This window comes from Burkholderia sp. PAMC 26561 (genome assembly GCF_001557535.2).
Classification (GTDB): Bacteria; Pseudomonadota; Gammaproteobacteria; order Burkholderiales; family Burkholderiaceae; genus Caballeronia.
Genome location: NZ_CP014306.1, coordinates 2,588,828 through 2,612,272 on the forward strand (window position 1 = coordinate 2,588,828; position 23,445 = coordinate 2,612,272).

Annotated in this window: 18 protein-coding genes; 9 read left to right on the forward strand and 9 right to left on the reverse strand. The window is 61.9% G+C overall.

Going from position 1 to position 23,445, the window contains the following annotated elements; genetic code table 11:
* Position 1 precedes the first annotated feature (1 nt).
* A complete protein-coding gene (gene thiM, locus AXG89_RS11945) occupies positions 2–814 on the reverse strand; it encodes a hydroxyethylthiazole kinase (RefSeq protein ID WP_061999131.1) in 813 nt (270 codons plus the stop codon).
* Between the two features lie 80 nt (positions 815–894).
* Positions 895–2,178 (reverse strand): lysophospholipid transporter LplT, encoded by a 1,284-nt coding sequence (gene lplT / locus AXG89_RS11950; protein WP_062169790.1) that lies wholly within the window; start codon positions 2,176–2,178, stop codon positions 895–897.
* 505 nt (positions 2,179–2,683) lie between these two features.
* On the opposite strand from lplT, the gene alr reads away from it, so the two are divergent.
* From alr to AXG89_RS11965, 3 genes are all read left to right on the forward strand, one after another.
* Complete coding sequence (alr, locus tag AXG89_RS11955; RefSeq protein WP_061999133.1) at positions 2,684–3,754, forward strand: alanine racemase; 1,071 nt, start codon at positions 2,684–2,686, stop codon at positions 3,752–3,754.
* 41 nt (positions 3,755–3,795) lie between these two features.
* Entirely contained in the window at positions 3,796–5,184 is a 1,389-nt protein-coding gene (radA, locus tag AXG89_RS11960; protein ID WP_061999134.1) for a DNA repair protein RadA, read from the forward strand.
* A 95-nt stretch (positions 5,185–5,279) separates the two neighbouring features.
* Entirely contained in the window at positions 5,280–5,591 is a 312-nt protein-coding gene (locus tag AXG89_RS11965) for a DUF2866 domain-containing protein (protein WP_372237100.1), read from the forward strand.
* 16 nt (positions 5,592–5,607) lie between these two features.
* On the opposite strand, the gene AXG89_RS11970 is transcribed toward AXG89_RS11965, so the two are convergent.
* Positions 5,608–7,542: an ATP-binding cassette domain-containing protein gene (locus AXG89_RS11970; RefSeq protein WP_062169791.1), complete on the reverse strand. Its 1,935-nt coding sequence runs from the start codon at positions 7,540–7,542 to the stop codon at positions 5,608–5,610.
* 156 nt (positions 7,543–7,698) lie between these two features.
* Here AXG89_RS11970 and AXG89_RS11975 point away from each other — a divergent pair, with 156 nt between their 5' ends.
* The 4 genes from AXG89_RS11975 (at position 7,699) to AXG89_RS11990 (ending at position 11,861) form a co-directional block, all read left to right on the forward strand.
* Positions 7,699–8,178, forward strand: coding sequence for a glutathione peroxidase (locus tag AXG89_RS11975; RefSeq protein ID WP_061999136.1), 480 nt, complete (start codon positions 7,699–7,701; stop codon positions 8,176–8,178).
* 250 nt (positions 8,179–8,428) lie between these two features.
* Complete coding sequence (locus AXG89_RS11980; protein ID WP_062169792.1) at positions 8,429–9,172, forward strand: FadR/GntR family transcriptional regulator; 744 nt, start codon at positions 8,429–8,431, stop codon at positions 9,170–9,172.
* Positions 9,173–9,196: 24 nt separating this feature from the next.
* A complete protein-coding gene (locus tag AXG89_RS11985; protein WP_062169793.1) occupies positions 9,197–10,909 on the forward strand; it encodes an IlvD/Edd family dehydratase in 1,713 nt (570 codons plus the stop codon).
* A gap of 25 nt (positions 10,910–10,934) precedes the next feature.
* Positions 10,935–11,861, forward strand: a complete 927-nt coding sequence (locus AXG89_RS11990; RefSeq protein ID WP_236873334.1) for a dihydrodipicolinate synthase family protein — start codon at positions 10,935–10,937, stop codon at positions 11,859–11,861.
* Positions 11,862–11,868: 7 nt separating this feature from the next.
* Here the strand turns inward: AXG89_RS11990 and cls are convergent, their stop codons facing one another.
* From cls to dapC, 6 genes are all read right to left on the reverse strand, one after another.
* Positions 11,869–13,332, reverse strand: coding sequence for a cardiolipin synthase (gene cls / locus AXG89_RS11995; RefSeq protein WP_172811924.1), 1,464 nt, complete (start codon positions 13,330–13,332; stop codon positions 11,869–11,871).
* Between the two features lie 55 nt (positions 13,333–13,387).
* Positions 13,388–14,272 (reverse strand): 50S ribosomal protein L3 N(5)-glutamine methyltransferase, encoded by an 885-nt coding sequence (gene prmB, locus AXG89_RS12000; protein ID WP_061999139.1) that lies wholly within the window; start codon positions 14,270–14,272, stop codon positions 13,388–13,390.
* Positions 14,273–14,300: 28 nt separating this feature from the next.
* Entirely contained in the window at positions 14,301–15,440 is a 1,140-nt protein-coding gene (dapE, locus tag AXG89_RS12005) for a succinyl-diaminopimelate desuccinylase (protein ID WP_062169794.1), read from the reverse strand.
* A 114-nt stretch (positions 15,441–15,554) separates the two neighbouring features.
* On the reverse strand, positions 15,555–15,917 hold the full coding sequence (locus AXG89_RS12010) for an ArsC family reductase (RefSeq protein ID WP_061999141.1): 363 nt from the start codon (positions 15,915–15,917) through the stop codon (positions 15,555–15,557).
* Between the two features lie 3 nt (positions 15,918–15,920).
* Complete coding sequence (dapD, locus tag AXG89_RS12015) at positions 15,921–16,748, reverse strand: 2,3,4,5-tetrahydropyridine-2,6-dicarboxylate N-succinyltransferase (RefSeq protein WP_061999142.1); 828 nt, start codon at positions 16,746–16,748, stop codon at positions 15,921–15,923.
* Positions 16,749–16,787: 39 nt separating this feature from the next.
* Positions 16,788–17,999: a succinyldiaminopimelate transaminase gene (dapC, locus tag AXG89_RS12020; protein WP_062169795.1), complete on the reverse strand. Its 1,212-nt coding sequence runs from the start codon at positions 17,997–17,999 to the stop codon at positions 16,788–16,790.
* A gap of 381 nt (positions 18,000–18,380) precedes the next feature.
* Here dapC and smc point away from each other — a divergent pair, with 381 nt between their 5' ends.
* Positions 18,381–21,896, forward strand: coding sequence for a chromosome segregation protein SMC (gene smc / locus AXG89_RS12025; RefSeq protein ID WP_062000808.1), 3,516 nt, complete (start codon positions 18,381–18,383; stop codon positions 21,894–21,896).
* 240 nt (positions 21,897–22,136) lie between these two features.
* A complete protein-coding gene (locus AXG89_RS12030) occupies positions 22,137–23,384 on the forward strand; it encodes a cell division protein ZipA C-terminal FtsZ-binding domain-containing protein (RefSeq protein WP_061999144.1) in 1,248 nt (415 codons plus the stop codon).
* The last annotated feature ends 61 nt before the right edge of the window (positions 23,385–23,445 follow it).

Sequence of the window (23,445 nt, forward strand, 5' to 3'; positions counted from 1 at the left end):
TTCAGGCGGCCGGGATATCGCGCTGGACGAGCGTGGCGGCGAACGCGTCTTCAGCAAGCGATGCCAGCCTGTCCAGATACGCGACTGCAAAGCTGCCGGGTAACGCTGCGTCGCGGGCGGCGAGTTCGCCGGCAATGCTCGAATACGCGACGGCGGCCAGGGTCGCGGCCCAGAACTCGTCAGCTACGGCTACGCCCACGAATGCTGCCACCGTCGCCGATAACGCGCACCCGACGCCCGTCACGCGCGTCATCAAGACCGATCCGTTCGATAACGCCACAGTCCGCCGGCCATCGGTGATGTAATCGGTCGCACCCGTCACGGCCACGATCGCGCCCGTTTTCAGCGCGAGGATCTGGGCTGCATCGAGCGCACTTTCGGCCAGGGCCGTGCTGTCCACGCCGCGTCCGCTCGACGCGCCGCCCGACAGGCTGATGATCTCAGACGCGTTGCCACGAATCACGGCGGGTTGTGCATTGAGCAGATCGAGCGCGAATTCAGTGCGAAAGCTCAGCGGGCCGACCGCGACCGGATCGAGGATCCAAGGCTTGTGCGCGCCGTTGGCGGCATCGACGGCGGCGCGGATCGCGCGGCTTTGCGGCAGGTCGAGCGTGCCGAGATTCACCGATACCGCGTTCGCCATCGGCGCAAACTGGCTGACTTCCTCGCGCGCGACGACCATCGCCGGCGCTGCGCCGATCGCGAGCAGCACGTTGGCCGTAAAATTCGTGACAACGAGATTCGTCAGGCAATGGACGAGCGGCGCGCGTTCGCGCACGCGGTTTGCGAACGAAAAGAGATCGGCGGCGAGCATGGAGTCTGGCGTGAAGAGAAATGGATAGCCCGATTATCGCGCGTCCGGCTTCGCTCGCGTCGTGCCGGGTTCGGCCGGGTTCAGTGGCGTGATTCGCCGATCAGCGCGACCGAATCGAACGCGCGCTGATTGGCCTGATGCCGCCGCATGACGAAGTACATCATCAGGCAGACAAAGGTGCCGAACAGCACGATCACGAATTGAATCGGTACATCGAGCCAGACGAGCACGGCATACAGGCACAACATCACGAGCACCGAAAGATTCTCGTTGAAGTTCTGCACCGCGATCGAATGCCCGGCCGAAAGCAGCACGTGTCCGCGATGTTGCAGCAGCGCGTTCATCGGCACCACGAAAAAGCCCGACAGGCCGCCGACGATCATCAGGAAGATATACGCGACGATCAGGTAACCCGGAAGGTGCATGCGACCAAAATAGATGCCCCAGTGCACCGGGAAGAGATGCTTCGAATAGAACGCGAGCAGCATCACCGCGACGCCCATCATGATGCCAACCGGCAGCACCGACAGTGACTTCTTCAGCGGCACGCGCGCCGCCGCGAGAATTGCACCCACGGCCACTCCGACCGCGATGATCGCCTGGAGAATCGCCGCCTCCGACAGTGACATGCCGAGCGACACTTCCGCCCACTTCAGCACGATGAACTGCAAGGTCGCGCCCGCGCCCCAGAACAGCGTGGTCACGGCCAAAGAGATCTGCCCGAGCTTGTCGTGCCAGAGCGCATTGAAACAATCGGCGAAGTCGGTGATGAGTTTGATCGGGCGATGTTCCTGCTTCGGATAACGTGCGCCGGTATCGGGGATCCGCAGATTGAAGATCGCGGCGACGATGTACATGAACACGATCACGAGCATGGCCGCTTCGGCGGGCGTATCGACCTTGGGAATATGTAGCGAAAGTATGTGCGACGCTATATGCGGACTGATCAGCGCACCGCCCATGACCGTGCCGAGAATGATCGACCCGACCGTCGTCCCTTCAATCCATCCGTTGGCCGCGACCAGACGGTCGGCAGGCAGCAGTTCGGTGAGAATGCCGTACTTCGCGGGCGAGTACGCGGCCGCGCCGAAACCGACAATGCCATACGCCAGCAGCGGGTGCGCGCCGATCAGCATGGTCAGGCAGCCGACTACCTTGATGGAGTTGGTGACGAACATCACGTGACCCTTCGGCCGTGAGTCGGCGAAGGCACCTACGAAAGCAGCCAGAACTACGTATGACAGCACAAAGAACAGCTTGAGCAGCGGCGTCATCCAGTTCGGGGCGTGAAGATCTTTCAGCAGGGCGATCGCAGCGATCAGAAGGGCGTTGTCGGCCAGCGACGAGAAAAACTGCGCGGCCATGATGGTGTAAAAACCTTTTTCATCTGATCCGATGCTAGTCCGCACTGCGGGTGATCCGCCCCGTTTCCGCACGGCGCGCTCGTCTTTCGCGTCCGGGTTCGCGCTCAGGCTCCCGTTCAGGCAATTTCTGTTTGAAATGGGTTGTGTGCACGGCTTTATAACACGAAAATAGGCGCATTCTGACTAGCAGTAACCTCCATGACAGTCCCCTGGCGCTCATGTGACATGCGTGCCGCAACATCGGCTGGCATCAGGGTGACGATAAAGTATTGATTCGAAACATGTGTTCTTTTCGAATTTCGTGCCGGGTTCGCGGTCTTAAGTTCATCGGCGAGCTGACAGGTCTTCTGTACGAAGTCTCTCGTGCAACCGCAGCGCGGCGGTTTGCCACCGCGCCAGCGCAGTCGGAACACAGTCCGCTGTTACCGCGCCGACCTTGAAAATGCCCCGTCCGCGACGACGGCCAGCTTTCGCGGAATTCCCCGTTCATCCAACCGAACCTTCCATGCCGCGCCCCTTATCCGCTACTGTCCACACTGCCGCACTCGCCAGCAACCTGGCCATCGCACGGGCGCATGCGCCGAAATCCAAGATATGGGCCGTCGTCAAGGCCAATGCTTATGGCCACGGATTGGCGCGAGCGTTCCCCGGATTGCGTGCAACCGATGGTTTCGGTCTTCTTGACCTAGAGGAAGCGGTCAAGTTGCGTGAACTCGGCTGGGCCGGCCCGATTCTCCTGCTGGAAGGCTTTTTTCGTCCGACAGATATCGATGTAATCGACCGGTACAGCCTCACAACCGGCGTTCATTGCGACGAACAGTTACGCATGCTCGAAATGGCGCGCTTGTCGAAACCGGTGAATATCCAGCTGAAGATGAATACGGGCATGAACCGCCTGGGCTACGCGCCCGAGCGTTTTCGCGCCGCATGGGAACGGGCGCGGGCGGTGCAGGGCATTGGCCAGATCACGTTGATGACCCATTTCTCCGATGCCGATGGTCCTCGCGGCATCGACCATCAGATGGAAGCGTTCGAGCGCGGTGCCGAGGGCATTGCCGGCACGCGCAGCCTGGCGAATTCGGCAGCCGTGCTCTGGCACGCCGGATCGCATTTCGACTGGGTGCGCCCGGGGATCATGCTGTATGGCGCGTCGCCGTCGGGCAGGACCGAGGACGTCGCGAATATCGGCCTGAAGCCGGCCATGACGTTCGCGTCCGAACTGATCGCCGTGCAGACCGTGGCGGCAGGGCAGACGGTGGGCTATGGTTCGTCGTTTTCCGTCACTTCGCCTATGCGCATTGGCGTAGTGGCGTGCGGTTATGCGGACGGTTATCCTCGTTGCGCGCCGGAAGGCACGCCTGTCATTGTGGATGGCGTGCTCACGCGCATTGTCGGGCGCGTCTCCATGGACATGATCACGGTGGACCTGACGCCGGTGCCGACGGCCGGCATCGGAACGCATGTGGAAATGTGGGGTGCGAAGCTGCCTGTCGATGACGTTGCCGCCGCGTGCGGCACGGTCGGCTACGAGCTGATGTGCGCGGTCGCGCAACGTGTGCCGATGCGGGCTGAATAACAGCAAGTTTGTGTGTGTAACGATGAAACCCAGGAAGGCGAGTGGCGAAAGTAGCGAAGGTTAAAACGCTTTACGTATGCACGGAATGCGGCGGGCAAGCGCCGAAATGGCAGGGCCAGTGCCCGGCTTGCGGCGCGTGGAATACGCTGGTGGAGTCGGTGGCGGAGTCGCCGTCGGCGCATCGCTTCCAGGCGCTGGCGAAGACATCGCCTGTGCAGCGTTTGTCGGAAATCGAAGCGTCGGATGTGCCGCGCTTCACAACGGGTATCGGCGAGTTCGATCGCGTGCTGGGCGGCGGTCTGGTCGCGGGCGGCGTGGTGTTGATCGGGGGCGATCCGGGCATCGGCAAGTCGACGCTGTTGCTGCAATCGCTCGCGGAAATCGCGCGTGAACGGCCCGCGCTTTACATCAGTGGCGAAGAATCCGGCGCGCAGATCGCATTGCGCGCCCAACGGCTCGGCTTGCTCGGCGATTCGGGTAACGCGGCGCCCGATTTGCGCCTGCTCGCGGAAATCCAGCTTGAGCGGATCCAGGCAACCATCGATGCCGAACGGCCGGAAGTGGCGGTCATCGATTCCATTCAGACGGTTTATTCCGAAGCGCTGACTTCGGCACCCGGATCGGTTGCACAGGTGCGCGAATGCGCGGCGCAACTGACGCGGATCGCCAAGCAGACCGGGACGGCCATCATCATGGTCGGTCACGTGACGAAAGAGGGCAATCTCGCCGGACCTCGCGTGCTGGAACATATCGTCGATACCGTGCTGTACTTCGAAGGCGATACCCATTCGTCGTTCCGGCTCGTGCGCGCGTTCAAGAACCGGTTCGGCGCGGTCAACGAGCTTGGTGTATTCGCAATGACCGAGCGCGGTCTGCGTGGCGTGGCGAATCCATCGGCGCTGTTTTTATCGCAGCATGAGCAGAGCGTGCCGGGGTCCTGCGTGCTCGTCACCCAAGAGGGATCGCGGCCGCTGCTGGTGGAGGTACAAGCACTGGTCGATACCGCCCACGTGCCGAATCCGCGACGCCTTGCCGTGGGACTGGAGCAGAACCGGCTGGCATTGCTGCTGGCGGTGTTGCATCGGCATGCGGGAATTGCCTGCTTCGATCAGGACGTGTTCCTGAACGCAGTCGGCGGTGTGAAGATCACAGAACCCGCCGCCGACCTGGCCGTGCTGCTGGCCATTCAGTCATCCCTGCGCAACAAGCCGTTGCCCAAGGGCTTGATCGTGTTCGGCGAGGTGGGTCTTGCGGGCGAAATCCGGCCATCGCCGCGTGGTCAGGACCGGCTGAAGGAAGCGGCCAAGCTCGGTTTTTCGATCGCGCTGATTCCGAAGGCGAACGCGCCGAAACAGCCTATCGACGGACTGGAAGTGATCGCCGTGGACCGGATCGAAGAAGCAATCGACCGGGCGCGTGCGTTCGACTGATTTTGCGAAAGACTCGCGATCGGGATCGGGCCCTTTCGTAATGTGGCGTAAAAATCGGTGCAGTCCCTGTAACCCACGTGGCGCGTCCTTTTTCTATGCTTCTATCGCGACAAACCCCGATACGAGCGGAAAAGGACGACGCCTTGAAACACGCAAATCAAACTTCGTCAGCCCCATCATTTCATCTGCGTGGCTGCCGGGTGTCAGCACCTATCCCGCAACCGTGGGGCGGTGGCTGCAGAATCGTCGAATGGATCGATGCGGAAGGGCAGATCTCCCGCCGCGTGGTGGCGGAAAACGTGACTGAGGACGAGGTCGTGGCAACGATCCGCTGCCACGTAAAGGGCCGCAAGCACGTGCTGCACGACGACGAAGGCATGCCGAGGCAAACCTTGCCACGGCGTTAGCCTGGACTCACTCAAGTCAGCCGATCTGCTCGAGTTCTTCGTGTGCCTCGAGCCATTGCGCTTCCAGCGCTTCGAGTTTGATGTTCACGTCGGCCTGACGGCGAATCGACTCGGTCAGCTTGGATTTCATTGACGGCTCGTAGCTCGCGGCATCGGCTACGAACGCATCCAGTTGCGCCTTCTCGGCGTTCAGCTTGTCCATCTCCTTCTCGATCTTCGAAATCCGCGACTGCAGCGGTTTCTTCAAGTGCGAGAGTTTCTGGCGCTCTTGCGCTTCCAGCCTGCGCTGTTCCTTGCGGTTCTGCCCCGAATCGAGCGTGTCGTCCGCGCTGTCACTGCCGGCATCCTTGGCGGCCGCGCGCTGCTCGGCCGCGTGCTGGAGCAGCCAGTCACGATAATCGTCGAGGTCGCCGTCAAAGGGCTGAAGGCGGTGTTTTGCCACCAGCATGAACGTGTCCGTGGTCGCGCGCAGCAAGTGGCGATCGTGCGAAACCAGGATCAGCGTCCCCTCGAATTGCGCCAGCGCCATGGTCAGGGCGTGCCGTGTTTCGAGGTCGAGATGGTTCGTTGGTTCATCGAGGAGAAGCAGATTCGGCTTTTGCCAGATGATCAACGCGAGTGCCAGGCGCGCTTTTTCCCCGCCGGAGAACGGGGCGATCTTCGCGGTCGCCATCTCGCCCGAGAAATTGAATCCACCCAGGAAGTCGCGCAGTTCCTGTTCGCGGGTATCGGGCGCGAGACGGGCGACGTGCTGCAAGGCGGAGTCATCCGGACGCAGGGTTTCGAGCTGATGCTGCGCAAAATAGCCGATCCGCAAGCCCTTGCCTTCGCGCACGGTCCCGCTGAGCGCTTCCAGTGTCCCGGCGAGCGTCTTGATCAGCGTGGATTTGCCCTGGCCGTTAGCGCCCAGCAGACCGATGCGCTGGCCGTTCTGAATGGAGAGCGTGACACCTTCCACGATCGGCACGTCGCCCGCTTCCGTGTGGTACCCGCAGCGCACGCCTTCCATCACCATCATCGGATTGGGCGCGGAGTCAGGCGTGCGGAACTCGAACGTGAAGGGCGAAGAAGCATGCGCGGGCGCGATGATTTCCATGCGCTCGAGCGCTTTCACGCGGCTTTGCGCCTGCTTCGCCTTGGTTGCCTGCGCCTTGAACCGGTTGATGAAGCTCTGCAGATGCTCCACCGTCTTCTGCTGCTTCTCGTATGCGCTTTGCTGCAACGCCATTTGCTGCGCGCGGAGGATCTCGAACTGACTGTAGTTGCCGCCGTAGCGCTTGATCTGCCGGTTTTCCAGATGCAGCGTGACGTTGCACACCGAATCGAGGAATTCGCGATCGTGCGAAATCACGATCAGCGTCCCCGGGTATCGATGCAGCCAGTCTTCCAGCCAGATGATCGCATCGAGGTCCAGGTGGTTCGTGGGTTCGTCGAGGAGCAGCAGGTCCGAACGGCACATCAGCGCCTGCGCAAGGTTCAGGCGCATGCGCCAGCCGCCCGAAAAACTCGTGACAGGATCCTTTGTCTGCGCGAGCGTAAAGCCCAGGCCAATCAGCAGCGTCTCGGCGCGGGCGGGCGCGGTGTAGCCGTCGGCATCGGCGAACGCGGCGTGCGCGTCACCTTCCGCAGCGCCGTCGTGAGCGGCTGATGCCGCCGCGATCCGCGCTTCGATGCTGCGAAGCTGCGTGTCTCCGTCGAGCGTGTAATCGAGCGCGGTGCGGTCCACCGCCGGCGTATCCTGCGCGACGTGCGCGATTTGCCATGACGGCGGCATCGTAAAATCACCGCCGTCTGCGTGCAGGTCGCCGCGCAGAACGGAGAACAGCGTGGATTTGCCTGCGCCGTTTGCACCGACAAGCCCCGCCTTTTCGCCAGGATTGAGCGTGAACGTGGTCTGTTCGAAGAGCGGTTTCGTGCCGCGGGCAAGGCTGAACTGATTGAAGCGAATCACGGCGTGAGACCCAGGCGAGTACGGGAAAACGCTATTTTAGACTGCCGCCGCTGCTCGCCACGTGCTCATTCATGTCCGGCGCCTCGCTGGCCGTTCGGCCGAATGTTCTTTGCCTGGCGTTTCGCTTAGACTGGATTTTTTCAAGCGGAGACTCGAATGAACCCTATCTACTCGTTTTCGGCGGAAACCCTGGGCGGCGAGACAGCCAGTCTGGAGCAATACCAGGGCAAGGTGCTGTTGATCGTGAATACCGCGAGCGAGTGCGGATTCACCCCGCAGTACAAGGGTTTGCAGGAAATCTACGACCGGTATAAAGACCGCGGTTTCGCGGTACTGGGTTTCCCGTGCAATCAGTTCGGGAAGCAGGAACCGGGCGACGCCGCGCAGATCGGCAGCTTCTGCGAGAAGAATTACGGCGTCACGTTTCCCATGTTCGCCAAGGTCGATGTGAACGGCGCGAACGCGCATCCGCTGTTTCGGTATCTGACTGAAGAAGCACCGGGTGTGCTCGGAACCGAGGGCATCAAGTGGAACTTCACGAAGTTTCTCGTCGATAAGGAAGGCAACGTGACCAACCGGTTCGGATCGGTGACGAAGCCTGATGCTCTGTCCAGAGATATCGAAAAGCTGCTTTAAGCATGGGTACGGTCGAACACTTCGATTCGACCGCATCACCTCTTTCCATGGCGACGCCCGTCCGGGCGGCGCTTTCCGAGTAACGGCAGATTGATCGGAACCCGTGCATGCGTCGGGATTCCCTCGTCACATCCGAACCATCGCGCTGGACGTGTTAAGTGCTGCTCATTGTGGAAATATGTCATACATAACAATTTCTTGAGGCTAAATTATGTATGATTTATTCCACTGACCTTGAGCGAGTTCTTCGATGAAACCCGAATCGGCGGCCGCGCCGACCATGACGAAGCTGCACGAGGCGATTGTCGTTCACCTTGCGGATGCAATCCTTTCTGGCGTCCTTCCGGTCGGATCGAGCTTGCCAAACGAGAATGAACTTGCCGCCGCGCATGGTGTGAGCCGTACGGCAGCCCGGGAGGCGATGCAAAAACTGGCATCGCTCGGATTGATCGAAAGCCGGCGGCGCAAAGGCGCGACAGTTCTTCCTCGCGATAACTGGAAGCTGCTGGATGAATCCGTGCTCGACCTGGCAGTGTTGCGCGTCACCGACGCCGCGTTCTTCCAGTCTTTGGTGGAAGCGCGGCTGTTGATCGAGCCACGCGCGGCAGAGTTGGCGGCGCAACGGGCCTTGCCGGCCGATATCGCCTGTATCGAAGAGGCGTTGACCGCGATGGCGAGCGAAGCGGATGGTGCGCGCGGAGCGCTGTGGGCCGCAGGAGACGTCGAGTTTCATGCGGGCGTCATTGCGGCGGCCGGCAACTGGGTGTTCACGCAATTGATCGGCACGGTCCGCGCGGCGCTGGGTGCAGGGATTCGCCTTACTGGAGAACACGCGCTGTCGGCGCAGGCGTCACTGGAACAGCATCGTGCTGTGTTCGAGGCAATTCGCCGGCGCGATCCTGCCGAAGCACACGCGGCCATGACGCGACTGCTGCTCACAACGCGGCGTGACTTCGACGCGCTGGAGCAAGACGGCGTGCTGTCGGGTCGGTGACCTTAAACCTCAACAAGACACATCATGCGCAAACTTCGATCGCAACAATGGTTTGGCACGCACGGGAAAGACGGTTTCATTCACCGTTCGTGGATGAAGAACCAGGGCATCCCGCACGACAATTTCGACGGACGGCCTGTCATCGGCGTATGCAACACGTGGTCCGAGTTGACGCCCTGCAACGCGCATTTTCGAGAACTTGCCGAATACGTGAAGCGTGGCGTGCGCGAAGCCGGGGGATTGCCGCTCGAATTTCCCGTGATGTCGCTCGGCGAATCCAACCTTCGTCCCACGGCAATGCTGTTTCGCAACCTCGCTTCAATGGACGTCGAGGAATCGATCCGCGGCAATCCGCTCGATGGCGTGATCCTCCTCGTGGGCTGCGACAAGACCACGCCGGCGCTTCTGATGGGCGCGGCGTCCTGCAATTTGCCGGCGCTCGCAGTCTCCGGCGGACCGATGCTCAACGGCCGGTATCGCGGCAAGCCGATTGGTTCGGGAACCGGCGTATGGCAGATGTCGGAAGAGGTGCGTGCGGGCACGATGACGCAGGAGGAATTCACGGAAGCGGAGTCCTGCATGAACCGCTCGCGCGGCCATTGCATGACCATGGGCACGGCGTCCACGATGGCGTCGATGGTCGAATCGCTCGGCATGGGCCTGCCGCACAACGCGGCGATTCCTGCCGTCGATGCCCGGCGTCAGGTGCTCGCGCACATGGCCGGACGGCGAATCGTCGATATGGTCCGCGAGGACTTGACGATGGACCGGATCCTTACACGCGAAGCATTTGAAAATGCGATTCGCGTGAACGCGGCGATTGGTGGCTCGACCAACGCCGTGGTGCATTTGATTGCGCTCGCAAAGCGCATTGGTGTGCCGTTGACACTGGAGGACTGGGAGCTCGGTTCGGATGTGCCATGCCTCGTGAACCTGCAGCCATCGGGCGAATTTCTGATGGAGGACTTCTACTATGCAGGCGGCTTGCCGGCCGTCCTGAGGGAACTGGGCGAACACGGTTTGCTGCACAAGGACGCGCTTACGGTGAACGGCAAGACGATCTGGGACAACGTCTCGAACGCCCGCAATGACGACGAGAAGGTCATCACGCGGTTCGCCGCGCCGTTCAAGCAGAAAGCGGGCATTGCCGTGCTGAAGGGAAACCTCGCACCAAACGGCGCAGTGATCAAGCCGTCGGCGGCGACGCCTCATTTGCTCAAGCATCGTGGCCGGGCGATCGTGTTCGAGAACGTGGAAGAACTGCACGCGAAAGTGGACGACGAAGCGCTCGATATCGACGAGCACTGCGTGATGGTCTTGAAGGGCGCGGGGCCGAAGGGTTATCCGGGATTTGCCGAAGTCGGCAATATGCCGCTGCCGAAAAAGGTGCTTCAAAAGGGCATCACCGACATGGTGCGCATCTCCGATGGCCGGATGAGCGGCACTGCATACGGCGCGGTCGTGCTGCATGTGTCGCCGGAAGCGGCTGCCGGAGGTCCGTTGGCGTTCGTGCAGACCGGCGACATGATCGAGCTCGATGTCAAAGCGCGGCGGCTGCACCTGGAGGTTTCGGATGAAGAACTCGAACGGCGGCGGGCGGCGTGGCGGACACCGGCATCTCCGCTGCGTGGATACGTGAAACTTTACGTCGATCATGTGCTGCAGGCGGATCAGGGCGCGGACCTCGATTTCCTGGTCGGGGCAAGCGGCGCGCCCGTGCCGCGTGACTCGCATTGAACTACAGCCTTAAGGAGTCACGCATATGGAATTGACCCGCGCAACACTGCCTGCGAACTCGCCGGCCGGCATATGGCCGGTCCTCTACGCTTATTTCGATCACAGCAACCAGCTCGACCGCAACGCAATGCGCACTCAGATCGAGCGGACCATCGCGGCGGGCGCGCCTGGCATCGTGGTGCTGGGTCTCGCGACCGAAGTGCAGCGGTTGTCTCGTAGCGAACGCGAGCAGATCGTGGATTGGGCGCATCAGGACATCGCTTCGCGCGTGCCGCTCGCCGTGACGGTCACAGGCGAGACCCCTGAGACGCAGATCGAGTTTGGCAACTGGGCCATCGCGCATGGTGCGCAATGGCTGATCTTGCAACCGCCGTCGGCTCGCACCCAGCCCGAGCGATTCTATTTCGACTTCTTCGCTTCGGTCATGAGCGGTTTGAACAATACCGCCGGTGCGGGTATCCAGAATGCGCCGGAGTATCTTGGCGTGGGTTTGTCCCCGGAATCGATCGCGGAACTTGCGCGGCAATGTCCGAACTTCCGGTGGTTGAAAGGCGAGGGCGCGGCGACGGTGCTGCACGCCACGATCGAATGCTTGCGCAGGTCCGGCAGCGCCATGCCTGTGTTCAACGGGCGCGGCGGACAGGAGTTGCTGGATAACCTGCGCTCCGGCTGCGCTGGAATGATCGTGGCGCCGGACAGCTTCGATCATCAGGTGAGCATTTTCCAGGCTTACGAGCACGATCCGGCTGAGGCGCAGCAGCTTTACGAAGATGTATTGCCGGCGATCGTTTTCGTGATGCAGTCGCTCGATGCCCTAACGTGTTACGGCAAGCGCATTGCGGCATGGCGAATGGGGTTTGAGGTCAGTCACGATCGCGGTATGGCGCCTACGGCCTTCGGCCTCGATTGTGCACGGCGCTTTGCCGACAGCCTTGGGCCCTACGCGGGATAATGCCAGCCTAAAGAATGGGCGAAAAAAGCCGCGCGACATGCATGGCCATGCGCCGCAGAGGGGGCGCACCAAGGTAATCGTCGCGGCTGATTTCCCACGATTGCGCGAAGTCGTCGAGCAGCATCTTTTCGACTTCGGCGGCAAAGCTCTGGTCCACCGTCAGCACCATGATTTCGAAGTTCAGGCGGAACGAGCGGTTATCCAGGTTCGCGCTGCCGATCGCCGCCGACATGTCGTCGACCAGCACCACTTTCTGATGCAAAAAGCCCGGCCGGTAACGGAAGATCCGCACGCCGGCGAGCAACGCATCGTAGGCATACAACTTCGACGCGGCAAACACCACCCGATGATCGCGCCGGCTCGGAATCAGGATGCGCACGTCCACGCCGCGCAGCACGGCAAGGCGTAACGCGGAGAACACGGCTTCGTCGGGGATGAGATAGGGCGTCGTGATCCATATGCGCGAACGCGCCGCGTTGATGGCTTCGACAAAAAACAGCGAACACGTTTCCTGCCGGTCGGCGGGACCGCTTGCGAGCACGAGACAGCTCATGTCTTTTTCAGAGACCTTCGATGCCTCGACTTCCGGGATGCGCTGCGTCGCCCAATACCAGTCTTCAATGAACACGAACTGGATGCTCGCGACCGCCGGCCCGCGCACTTCAATGTGTGTATCGCGCCATGGCGACAAGCGCGGATTGCCGCCCAGATATTCCACGCCAACGTTGTGCCCGCCGACAAACGCGCGTTCGCCGTCCACCACGACGATCTTTCGATGATTGCGAAAGTTGATCTGAAAGCGATTGACGAATTTTCGCTTGGTCGCGAAAGGATGCGTCTGCACGCCGCCGGCGCGAAGCGCGTTCACGTAGCGATGCGGCAAATCGAAACTGCCGATGCTGTCGTACAGGAAATAAACCCGCACGCCTTCTTGTGCTTTCCTGATCAACAGGTCTTTCAGCTTCAGCCCGAGTTCATCGGCGCGAACGATGAAAAACTGCACGATCACATAAGTCTTTGCTTTTTCAATGGCTTCGAAAATTGCATCGAAAGTCGTGGTGCCGTTGATCAGCACGCGTACCGAATTGCCGCGCAAGAACGGCATTCCGCTCAGACGCGTGAGCGCGCGAATAGTCGGGTGTCCAAGATATTCGGCGGGATCGCCGGGCGCCACGCCGCGAAGGCGGGCGGCTTCATCGGGGAAATTCCATTCGGTCGGATGCGCGCTTTTGCGCAGGATTTCGTTCTCGAGGCGCCTTGCGTCGATATACCCCGCGAACTTGCTGCGCCCAAGGAACAGATACGGGATGAGCGTGAAGTACGGCATGGCGACGAGCGACACTGCCCACGCAACCGCGCCCTGTGACGTGCGCGTGTTGAGCACCGCATGGCACGCGGCCATCACGCCGAGCAAGTGGGCGATGATGACAAACGTGCCTAGATGCAGCCAGTCCTGCCATTCAATATGCATGTGCGCGGTCGGCCCGTGAGCGTGCTCTAGTGGTGCTGGAGTCCTGCGGTGGACATCAGGCCGGCAGGTCGGCGGCCTGGATGAGGAACACGTTGTCGTCGCCGGCACTGGTCGAAAGCCAGACCATGTCCAGTCCGCCGAGCGTCGCTTCCACGTTCGCACGTTCGTTGCCGATCTCGATCACGAGCACGCCGTCCTCGGTCAGCCATTTGCGCGCTTCGCCAATGATCCGCTTCACGATATCCATGCCGTCCGCGCCGCCGGCAAGCGCCAGTTCAGGCTCATGACGGTACTCGGCCGGCAACGACTGCATGGCGAGCGCGTTGACGTAGGGCGGGTTCGTGATGATGACCTCGTAACGGCCGCCGGGCAGCGGCGCGAACAAGTCGCCTTCGTACAGGGCGATGCGCGAATCCAGGTCGTAGTCGTCCACGTTCTGGTGCGCGACTTCCAGCGCTGGCGCGGAGATGTCGACGGCATCGATATCCGCATTCTGGAACGCCTGCGCCGCGAGAATCGCGAGACAGCCCGAGCCGGTGCAGAGTTCGAGCACGCGCGAGACTTCGTCGGGGTCCTGCACGTACGGCTGCAAGCCGTCCTGCAACAATTCGCCAATGAACGACCGCGGCACGATCACGCGTTCGTCGACGTAAAAACGATGCCCGTGCATCCACGCCTCGTTCGTGATGTACGCCGCGGGCACGCGATCTTTCGCGCGCCGCTCGATCACTTTCATGATGGCGTCGATTTCGGTGTCGAGCAGACGGGCGTCGAGAAACGGGTCGAGCGTGTCGAGCGGCAAGTGCAAGGTGTGCAGGACGAGGTACGCGGCTTCATCGAATGCATTCGATGAACCGTGCCCGAACGACAGCTTTGCCTCGGTGAATCGCGAGACGGCAAAGCGCAGCAGATCGCGTACGGTGGTGAAGGGAAGCGCCATCGCAGGCTCCTTTAAAGAGTGGTTTGGATCAGGCGAGCAAGGTTTCGAGCACGCGCCGGTACACGTTTTTCAACGGATCGATGAACGCGATCTCGACATGCTCGTCGATCTTGTGAATGCTGCCGTTGGGCGGTCCGAATTCGACGACTTGCTCGCAGATCTGCGCGATAAAGCGGCCGTCCGACGTGCCGCCGGTGGTCGAGAGTTCGGTGCGAACGCCGGTTTCATCGAGAATGGCCTGCTCCAGCGCGCCCGACAACGTGCCGCGCGGCGTGAGGAACGGCAGGCCGCTGACGCTCCATGCGAGGTCGTAGTTGAGCGCGTGTTGGTCGAGGATCGCGTGGACGCGGCTTTGCAAGCCTTCCACCGTGCTCGCCGTGGAGAAGCGGAAATTGAACATCAACTCGATGTGACCCGGGATCACGTTGGTCGCGCCCGTGCCGCCATGCAGGTTGGAGACCTGCCACGTGGTCGGCGGGAAATATTCGTTGCCGTCGTCCCAATGCGTCTGGACGAGTTCGGCCAACGCCGGTGCAAGCAAATGGATCGGGTTCTTCGCGAGATGCGGATACGCAATGTGACCCTGCACGCCTTTCACGACCAACTTGCCGGACATCGAGCCGCGGCGGCCATTCTTGACCATGTCGCCAAGCCTGGCGCTGGATGTCGGCTCGCCGACGATGCAGTAATCCAGCCGCTCGCCGCGTGCTTTCAGCGCTTCGATCACCTTGACAGTGCCGTCGGTCGCGGGACCTTCTTCGTCGCTCGTGATCAGGAATGCGATCGAGCCGCGATGCGCGGGATGCGCCGCGACAAACTCCTCGCTCGACACCACGAACGCCGCGATCGACGTTTTCATGTCTGCCGCGCCGCGGCCGTACAGTTTGCCGTCGCGGTGTGTCGGCTCGAACGGCGGCGATGTCCACTGCTCAAGCGGGCCGGTCGGCACCACGTCCGTGTGGCCGGCGAACGCAAGCAGCTTGCCGTCAGTGCCATCCGTGCCGCGTTTAACGGCCCACAGGTTCGTGACGCCGCCCGACTCGATGGTTTCGCATTCGAAACCAATCGCCGACAAACGCTCGATCAGCACATTCTGACAGTGTTGATCGTCCGGCGTGACGGACGGACGCGCGATGAGTTGTTCGGAGAGAAGAAGGGTGCCGGACATGGTTTCGAGCCACTTTCAATAAAAATGCCGGCGCGGCGGCCGGCATGGATGATTATTCACGCAGGATTCACGCGCGCTACGATGGCGCGCGATGCTGCATGCAAAGCCGAAACTTCAAACAAACAGCGTTTGGTACTTTTCGGCGTCGAACCCGAGCGACTTCACGCGGCCGTTCACGACCAGCACGGGCCGCTTGATGATCGACGGCTTGTGGATCATCAATGCAATCGCGCCGGCGGTCGATCCGGCTTCGTCCTTGTACGTATCCGACAAGCCGCGCCATGTCGTGCCGCGACGGTTGATCAGTTCGTCGAGCGTGACGTCCTTCAACCAGTCCTGCAACAACGCCGTCGATACACCGGCCTTCTTGAAGTCGTGGAATTCGAACGGCACGTCATGTTCTTCCAGCCACACGCGCGCTTTTTTCACGGTGTCGCAATTCGGAATCCCATACACGACGATCTTTTTCGCGGCCATGGATCAATCGCCTCGCAGCAACTCGTTCAGACCAACCTTGGCGCGCGTCTTCGCATCGACCTTCTTCACGATCACCGCGCAGTACAGGCTGTGCGAACCGTCCTTTGAAGGCAGATTGCCCGCAACGACCACCGAACCTGCCGGAATGCGGCCGTACGTCACCGAACCGGTTTCGCGGTCATAGATCTTCGTGCTCTGGCCGAGATACACGCCCATGGAAATGACCGAATTTTCTTCGACGATCACGCCTTCCACCACTTCCGAACGCGCGCCGATAAAGCAGTTGTCTTCGATGATCACGGGGTTTGCCTGCAGCGGTTCCAGCACGCCGCCAATCCCCACGCCGCCCGACAAGTGCACATTCTTGCCGATCTGCGCGCATGAACCGACCGTGGCCCAGGTATCGACCATCGTGCCTTCATCCACATACGCGCCAATGTTCGTGTATGACGGCATCAGCACCACGTTCTTCGCGATGAACGAACCGCGGCGCGCAATGGCAGGCGGGACGACGCGAAAACCGCCCGCTGCGAAATCTTCAGCGGTGTAGTTGGCGAATTTCGACGGCACCTTGTCATAGAACTGGCTGTAACCGCCGGCGGGCATCGGCGCATTGTCTTCAAGACGGAACGACAGCAGCACCGCTTTCTTCAGCCATTGATTGACCAACCATTCGCCGTTCTGCTTTTCGGCGACGCGCAGCGCGCCTTTGTCGAGTTGCTCGATTGCGTGAGCGACGGCGTCGCGTACCTCGGCGGGCGCCGCTTTCGGCGACAGCTCGGCGCGGTTTTCCCAGGCGGTATCGATGATCTGCTGAAGTTGTTGCGACATGGTCGTGACTTAAAGTGAGTGCTGAGATTAAGGAGGGATCTAGCGGTCCAGCGAGCGGCAGAAATCCACGATTCGCTGTGCGCCTTCCACGCATTCGTCGACATCCGCGACCAGCGCAATGCGGATAAAACCGCTGCCGGGATTCGTGCCGTGGGCATCGCGTGCCAGGAACGAGCCCGGCAAAACCGTCACATTATAGTCGGCGTAAAGGCGTGCGGCGAACTCGGTGTCCGAGAGGCCGGTGCGCGCTACGTTCGCCCAAAGGTAGAACGCGGCGTCGGGCAGGCGCACGTCAAGCACCTCGGCGAGCATGGGCGTCACCGTCGTGAATTTCTTCAGGTAGAGCGCGCGGTTTTCGCGAACGTGCGCCTCGTCTTTCCACGCGACGGCGCTCGCTGCCTGGAACATGGGCGAGAGCGCGGCGCCGTGATACGTGCGATAGAGCAGGAATTGCTTGAGGATGGCCGCGTCGCCGGCGACAAAGCCCGAGCGCATGCCGGGCACGTTCGAACGCTTGGACAGGCTCGACAACATTACCAGGCGCTCAAACCCGCGCCCGAGCTTGTGCGCCGCTTCCAGGCCGCCAAGCGGCGGGGCGGCTTCGTCGAAATAGATCTCGGAATAGCATTCGTCGGATGCGATCACGAAGCCATGGCGATCCGACAACGCGAACAGTTCGCGCCAGTCGTCGAGTGTGAGCACGGCGCCAGTCGGGTTGCCCGGCGAGCAGACGAAAAGCAACTGCGTGCGCGCCCAGATGGCGTCCGGTACGGCCGAGTAATCGCAGGCGAAATTGCGCGCCGGATCGCTGTTCACGAAATACGGCTCGGCGCCGGCCAGCAACGCCGCGCCTTCGTAGATTTGATAAAACGGATTCGGGCACACCACGACCGGCGGTTCGGCGGCGCTACGGCTGTCGATCACCGTCTGAGCCAGCGAAAACAGGGCCTCCCGTGAGCCGGAAACCGGCAGCACCTCGGTGGCGGCGCTGACAGCGGGAAGCAAGTAACGTTGCCTGGTCCATTCCGCAATCGCCTGCCGCAACGGCTCGCTCCCGGCGGTGGCCGGATAGGAAGCCAGCCCCGCCATGGCATTGACAACAGCTTCGCGGATCAGCGCGGGCGTGGCATGTTTCGGCTCGCCGATGCCAAAGCTGACCGGTGAGAAATCCGCCCGCGGCGTGACGCCCTTGAACAGCGCGCGCAGCTTTTCGAACGGATACGGCTGAAGTTTCTGGAGAAGTGGATTCACGGCTTGGTCGATGCCCTGGGGTTCATGCGTCAGGTCGCGGCTGACAGTGAGACAACAAGGCTGCGATTATATCCCGGGGCGCTTTCCCGGCGGCCCTGCAACTTCAATGGCGGGGCCATTCGGACTAGAAAAACGCCCGCTGACCTGCCTGGTCGATTGCCGATAAAAGACATACACAAAGCGTCCGCCTTGAGCGAAAAGAAATCATTCCGCGCGATGGTATGATTGTCATCGTTCGCCGGGCAGTGTCTTGATCAAGGGTCCAGCCCGCGCCGCCCGAGCGTTTTCGACCGGCGTCTTACGCCCTCCGCTGCACGGACATGCGTGCACACGAGGTTCGCCGGCCCGTTTCCAGCATTCATTTCAATCAGCGATATCGCCGTGCGTCTGACCTCGATAAAACTCGCTGGCTTCAAGTCCTTCGTCGATCCCACCCATTTCCAGGTCCCAGGCCAGCTTGTCGGCGTGGTCGGCCCGAATGGCTGCGGCAAGTCCAACATCATCGACGCCGTGCGCTGGGTGCTCGGCGAATCGCGCGCCTCCGAGCTGCGCGGCGAGTCGATGCAGGACGTGATCTTCAACGGTTCCACCGCGCGCAAGCCGGGCAGCCGGGCCAGCGTCGAACTGATCTTCGATAACGCCGACGGCCGCGCCGCCGGGCAGTGGGGCACCTACGCCGAAATCGCCGTCAAGCGCGTACTCACGCGCGACGGTACCTCCAGCTACTACATCAACAACCTGCCCGCCCGCCGCCGCGATATCCAGGACATTTTCCTGGGTACGGGCCTTGGGCCGCGTGCGTACGCGATCATCGGGCAGGGCATGATCGCGCGGATCATCGAGGCGAAGCCCGAAGAACTGCGCGTGTTCCTGGAAGAGGCCGCGGGGGTATCGAAGTACAAGGAGCGCCGGCGCGAGACCGAAAACCGCTTGCACGACACCCGCGAAAACCTGACCCGCGTGGAAGATATCGTGCGCGAGCTGAGCGCGAACCTCGAGAAGCTCGAAGCGCAGGCAATCGTCGCGACGAAATACAAGACCTTGCAGGCCGATGGCGAGGAAAAGCAGCGGCTCTTGTGGCTTTTGCGCAAGAACGAGGCGGGCAACGAGTCCGAGCGTCAGCAGCGTGCAATCAGCGACGCGCAGATCGAACTCGAATCGCAAACCGCGAAGCTGCGCGAAGTCGAAGCACAACTTGAAACGCTGCGCGTGGCGCACTACAGCGCAAGCGACGCCATGCAAGGCGCTCAGGGCGCGCTCTACGAAGCGAATGCCGAAGTCAGCAAGCTCGAGGCGGAAATTCGCTTTATCGTCGAATCGCGTAATCGCGTGCAGGCGCAGATCGCCGCGTTGACCGCGCAGCGCGAGCAATGGCAGATGCAGGCCGGGAAAGCGCGCGGCGAGATCGACGACGCTGAAGAAGCACTGGCTGTCGGCGAGGAAAAGGCGGCCATCGCGCAGGAAACGGCGGCTGCGAAACAGGACGAATTGCCTGCGCTCGAAGCGCGTTTTCGCGATGCACAGACCGGATTGAACGACGAACGCGCGACCATTGCGCGCACGGAGCAGGCGTTGAAGCTGGAGGCCGCGCATCAGCGCAATGCCGACCAGCAACTGCAGCAATTGCAGCAGCGCCACGAACGCCTGAAAAGCGAAGCGGGCGGCCTGGATGCGCCCGACGAAGCGCAGCTCGAAGAGTTGCGCATGCAAATGGCCGAGCACGAGGAAATCCTCGCAGAGGCCCAAGCGCGTCTCGCCGATGCACAGGACATGGTCCCGCGTCTGGACGGTGAACGGCGGGCCGCGCAGGAGAAAGTGCAAGCCGAAAGCGCCCAGATTCACCAGCTCGAAGCGCGGCTCGCGGCGCTCAGGCAGTTGCAGGAAAACGTCCAGACCGAGGGCAAGATCCAGCCGTGGCTCGACAAGCACGAACTCGGTTCGCTGCCGCGTCTTTGGAAGAAGCTGCATGTGGAAGCCGGCTGGGAAACGGCGCTGGAATCGGTGCTGCGGGAACGGATCGCGGCGCTGGAAGTGTCGAATCTCGATTGGGTGAAGGCGTTCGCCACCGACGCGCCGCCGGCCAAGCTCGCGTTCTACGCGCCGCCGAATGCCGGCCCAGCGCAGGAAACGCCCGCGGGTTTGCGGCCGCTCCTGGGGCTGATCCGTATTGACGACGCGGGTTTGCGGGCCGTGCTGACCGACTGGCTGGCCCAGGTGTTCGTCGCCGATGACATCGCCCAGGCGCTTTCCACGCGCGCTCAATTGCCCGATGGCGGCGCGTTCGTGGTGAAGGCCGGGCACGTGGTAACGCGGGTCGGCGTGCAGCTTTACGCGGCCGACTCCGAGCAGGCCGGCATGCTCGCACGCCAGCACGAAATCGAAAACCTGACGAAGCAGGTCCGCGCCCAGGCGTTGCTCGCCGACGAAGCCAAAGCCGCCGCCGTTCGCGCGGAAGCGGCGCACACGCAGGCATCGGGGGCGCTCGGCGACGCACGTTCGGCCGCTGAACGCGCGACCCAGCGCGTGCACGCGCTGCAAATGGACGTGCTGAAGCTCACGCAGGCGCACGATCGCTACATGCAGCGCAGCACGCAAATCCGTGAAGAACTCGCAGAAATCACGGCGCAAATCGATGAACAACGCGCTTTGCGCGCCGAATCGGAAGCGAACTTCGAGCGCCATGACGGCGAGCTTGCTGAATTGCAGGCGCGTTTCGAAGACAACCAGCTTGCGTTTGAAGCACTCGACGAAGCGTTGACCAACGCCCGTCAGGAAGCGCGCGATCTGGAGCGCGCGGCTACCGACGCCAGCTTCGCGGCGCGCGGGCTTGCGGCGAAGATCGAGGAATATCGGCGCAATATCGAAACAGCGAAAGAGCAGAGCGAACGTGTTGCAGGCGCCCTCGAAGATGCGCGTGCCGAGCTCGAAACCATCAACGAGCAAACGGCGCACACCGGCTTGCAAGACGCGCTCGAATTGCGCGCGGCCAGGGAAGAGGCGCTGCAGTCAACGCGTATCGAACTGGACGATCTCACCGCGCGTCTACGTCAGGCAGACGAGCTTCGGCTGATCGCCGAGCGTTCGTTGCAGCCGCTGCGCGACAAGATCAGCGAGTTGCAGTTGAAAGAGCAGGCCGCGCGCATCAGCGGCGAGCAGTTCGTCGAGCAACTGGCGGCCGCCGGCGTGGACGAAGCCGATCTGCAGGCCAAGCTCACGCCGGACATGAAGCCTTCGTACCTGCAAGGCGAAGTCACGCGTCTGAATAACGCGATCGCGGCGCTTGGCGCGGTCAACATGGCGGCGCTCGACGAACTCGCGGCGGCGAGCGAGCGCAAGTCGTTCCTCGATTCGCAATCGGCGGATCTGAACGACGCCATCGGCACGCTGGAAGACGCGATCCACAAGATCGACCAGGAAACGCGCTCATTGTTGCAAGGCACGTTCGACGAGGTCAACCGTCATTTCGGCGAGCTGTTCCCGCGTCTCTTCGGTGGCGGTCAGGCGAAGCTCGTCATGACGGGCGATGAAATTCTCGATGCCGGCGTGCAGGTTCTCGCACAGCCGCCCGGCAAGAAGAATTCGACCATCCACCTGCTTTCGGGCGGTGAAAAGGCGCTGACGGCGACCGCGCTCGTGTTCGCCATGTTCCAGTTGAATCCGGCGCCGTTCTGCTTGCTGGACGAAGTCGACGCGCCACTCGACGATGCCAACACGGAACGCTTCGCGAACCTCGTCCGGGCGATGTCGGAGAAGACGCAGTTCCTCTTCATCTCGCACAACAAGATCGCGATGGAAATGGCGCAGCAACTGATCGGCGTGACGATGCAGGAACAGGGTGTATCGCGGATTGTTGCCGTGGATATGGAATCTGCGGCGGGTTTCGCCCAGAATGCATGAACGTTTCGCCGGAGCGCGGATTGATGCACTTCCGGCGATCAAAACAGAGTGAAGAACCGGTCCGGCAGGCCGGTTCTGGCGCGTCAGGCGCGGAGTGGCGAACGGGGTTCGATTTGTGAATCCTGATGCGGCGCAGATCGCGGGGCGTAATTCAATACAAGCGCTGGACACGGGTAGCGGCAGCTTAAAGGGCGCCGCTCGGCATGAAACAGCGCAAACAGAAAGTATGACGGAGCGTGCATGGACGAGTTGACACTCGGGTTGATCGGGGCAGGAGCCGTGGTGGTGGGCGGCGTGGTGGTCTACAACGCGTGGCAGGGCGCAAAAGTGCGCCGCAAGATGCCCCGTCCAATGCCTGAGGAAGCGGCGGAATCGCTCGCCCGGCAGGATACGGAGGACGAGCAGCCGTTCATTGAACCGACGCGCCCGGTACGGCGCGAGCCCGCAATCGGCGAGGCTGACAGAACCGACACGCCGGACTCACGCGTGGAACCGAGTTTCGGCGGCACCGGGCCGCTGTCCACGGTTGCGCCGGCGGACACGGCCGTGGATATCCAGGCCGAATCGACTTCGGTGAATGGCGACTTCGAGGAACCGGATTCGCCCTCCATCATTGCCGATGACGACGAACCGGTGCTGCCGGCCGCGACCACCATTTCTTCGGCGCCGCCGGCTATCGTGGATCGCCGGATCGATTGCGTTGTGCCAATTCGCCTTGTCGCACCCATTGCCGGCGACAAGCTGATTCCGAGCGCACAGAAGCTGCGGCGCGCGGGCGCGAAACCGGTACACATCGAAGGCAAGCCGGAAGGCGGCACGACGTGGGAATTGCTCAAGAACGGCGCACGCTACGAGGAATTGCGTGCAGCGGCCCAGCTTGCCAATCGCGGCGGCCCGCTGAATGAACTCGAGTTTTCCGAGTTCGTGACGGGCGTACAGCGTTTCGCCGACGGAATCGACGGTTCGCCCGAATTCCCCGACATGCTCGAAACAGTCGGAATGGCGCGTGAGCTCGACGCGTTCGCGGCCCAATGCGACGCTCAGTTGTCCATCAATATTCTCTCTGACGGCGCGCCCTGGTCGGCCAACTACGTGCAGGCGGTGGCGTCGCAGGACGGCTTGCTGCTTTCACGCGACGGCACGCGCTTCGTCAAGCTCGACGCACGCCAGAACCCGGTTTTCATGCTGCTTTTCGGCGATACCAACTTCCTGCGCGACGACCTGACCTACAAGGGCGGCCAGATGATCACGCTGGTGCTGGACGTGCCGGTCGCCGACGAAGACATCCTGCCGTTTCGCCTCATGTGCGACTACGCAAAATCGCTGTCCGAGCGCATTGGCGCAAGGGTGGTGGACGATCAGCGCCGGCCGCTGCCGGAAAGCTCGCTGCTCGCCATCGAAAAACAGTTGATGACGCTCTACGCGAAGCTTGAGCAAGCCGGCATTCCCGCGGGCTCGCCCGCCACGCGGCGCTTGTTCAGCCAATAAAGCTTACCGCAGCGGCGCGGCATTGCCGAATCAATTTCGGAGGCATCGGCCATTCGGCCGA

Coding starts and splice junctions, on each gene's coding strand:
- thiM (WP_061999131.1), bottom strand. CDS start 814: ATGCTCGCCGCCGATCTCTTTTCGTTCGCAAACCGCGTGCGCGAACGC.
- lplT (WP_062169790.1), bottom strand. CDS start 2,178: ATGGCCGCGCAGTTTTTCTCGTCGCTGGCCGACAACGCCCTTCTGATC.
- alr (WP_061999133.1), top strand. CDS start 2,684: ATGCCGCGCCCCTTATCCGCTACTGTCCACACTGCCGCACTCGCCAGC.
- AXG89_RS11965 (WP_372237100.1), top strand. CDS start 5,280: ATGCTTCTATCGCGACAAACCCCGATACGAGCGGAAAAGGACGACGCC.
- AXG89_RS11975 (WP_061999136.1), top strand. CDS start 7,699: ATGAACCCTATCTACTCGTTTTCGGCGGAAACCCTGGGCGGCGAGACA.
- AXG89_RS11980 (WP_062169792.1), top strand. CDS start 8,429: ATGAAACCCGAATCGGCGGCCGCGCCGACCATGACGAAGCTGCACGAG.
- AXG89_RS11985 (WP_062169793.1), top strand. CDS start 9,197: ATGCGCAAACTTCGATCGCAACAATGGTTTGGCACGCACGGGAAAGAC.
- AXG89_RS11990 (WP_236873334.1), top strand. CDS start 10,935: ATGGAATTGACCCGCGCAACACTGCCTGCGAACTCGCCGGCCGGCATA.
- cls (WP_172811924.1), bottom strand. CDS start 13,332: ATGCATATTGAATGGCAGGACTGGCTGCATCTAGGCACGTTTGTCATC.
- prmB (WP_061999139.1), bottom strand. CDS start 14,272: ATGGCGCTTCCCTTCACCACCGTACGCGATCTGCTGCGCTTTGCCGTC.
- dapE (WP_062169794.1), bottom strand. CDS start 15,440: ATGTCCGGCACCCTTCTTCTCTCCGAACAACTCATCGCGCGTCCGTCC.
- AXG89_RS12010 (WP_061999141.1), bottom strand. CDS start 15,917: ATGGCCGCGAAAAAGATCGTCGTGTATGGGATTCCGAATTGCGACACC.
- dapD (WP_061999142.1), bottom strand. CDS start 16,748: ATGTCGCAACAACTTCAGCAGATCATCGATACCGCCTGGGAAAACCGC.
- AXG89_RS12030 (WP_061999144.1), top strand. CDS start 22,137: ATGGACGAGTTGACACTCGGGTTGATCGGGGCAGGAGCCGTGGTGGTG.